Origin of the sequence: Sphingomonas sp. 66-10 (assembly GCF_001897045.1) — a bacterium.
In the GTDB taxonomy this organism is placed as follows: domain Bacteria; phylum Pseudomonadota; class Alphaproteobacteria; order Sphingomonadales; family Sphingomonadaceae; genus Sphingomonas; species Sphingomonas lycopersici.
Genome location: NZ_MKRR01000040.1, coordinates 11,874 through 13,109 on the forward strand (window position 1 = coordinate 11,874; position 1,236 = coordinate 13,109).

Sequence of the window (1,236 nt, forward strand, 5' to 3'; positions counted from 1 at the left end):
GAAATGGCCCGAGACGCGCACCGCCAGAATATCCGGCACGACGACCAGCCCGACCCCGCCCTCGATGATCTTCTCGTTATAGCTGCCATAGTCGAAACGAACATAATTGTCGTTGTCGCGCGGCGTGAGCGACGGCTTCTTCGATATCACGTTGATCGCGCCGCCGGTCGTATTCTTGCCCCACAAGGTTCCTTGCGGGCCGCGCAGCACCTCGACCTGCTCGATATCGAACAGCGGCAGGCCGGTCGCGCTGGCGTTGGAGATGTAAACGTCGTCGAGGTAGAAGCCGACCGGATTGGCGAGGTCGAGCTGCTGCTGGCCTGCGCCGACTCCGCGGATCCACCAGCGCGGACGCCCGTGCTGCTGCGTGCCGGCGGTCGCATTAGGGACGAGGTTGAGCACTTCGTTCGCCGACTTGCCGAGGCCGCTGCTGAACAGGTCGCCGCCGAGCGCGGTCACCGCGGTCGGGACATCCTGAAGGCGCTGCTCGCGGCGTTGCGCGGTGACGAGAACGTCGCTCGTGCGCCCGTCGGCATTGGCGTCGGCATCGGGTTCCGGCGCCGGGTCCGCCGCGGTCGATGCGGGCCGATTGTCCGCCGTCGCGGGCGTCGCCGCCAGCCCCGGCCCGGCGACGAGCATGAAGGCCAGCACATTCGATGAGGCAACGACGTCGAAAACTCGCTTTGCAACTCGCGACAACGCAATTCTCCCTGCTGATTTTGGGCACGCGCGGAGGTGCCGTTGCCGGGGGCGTCGCAAGCGATGTGCCAGACGAGCTAACCTTCTGATATTATGAGGCTGTCTCGGCGAGTTGTGGAAAAAGGGGCGGTGCTCGCCGCGGCATCTGGTGCGATCGCAGCAACCGAGTTGAGCAATTTGCCGCATCCGCGCCCGGTGGTCGGACGCGATCAGAAATGGGCGAGATAGCCGCCGTCGACGGCCAGCACCTGCCCGGTCACATAGGATGAGGCAGGCGAGGCGAAGAACAGGACCGCCGCGACGATCTCGTCGGGGCGTCCCCAGCGCCCGAGCGAGGTGCGGCGGGCGAGATGCTCGGCGATCGCGGGATCGGCAGTCATCTCGGCATTCGCCTCGGTCGCGAAGAAGCCGGGCGCGACCGCGTTGACGGTTATCTGCCGGGGGCCGAGCTCGGCGGCGAGCGCCCGGGTGAGGGCGTCGAGGCCACCCTTCGTCATCGTGTAGGCGGCGTCTCCCGCGCGAGCGATCTGGCCGGCG

2 protein-coding genes are annotated in these 1,236 nt (G+C 67.2%); both read right to left on the reverse strand.

The window, feature by feature from the left end:
* Positions 1 to 699 (reverse strand): TonB-dependent receptor plug domain-containing protein (locus tag BGN95_RS04940; protein WP_286771824.1); only part of this gene is annotated, 699 nt, incomplete at its 3' end.
* 209 nt (positions 700 to 908) lie between these two features.
* A partial coding sequence (locus BGN95_RS04945; RefSeq protein WP_286771825.1) for an SDR family oxidoreductase occupies positions 909 to 1,236 on the reverse strand: 328 nt, incomplete at its 5' end.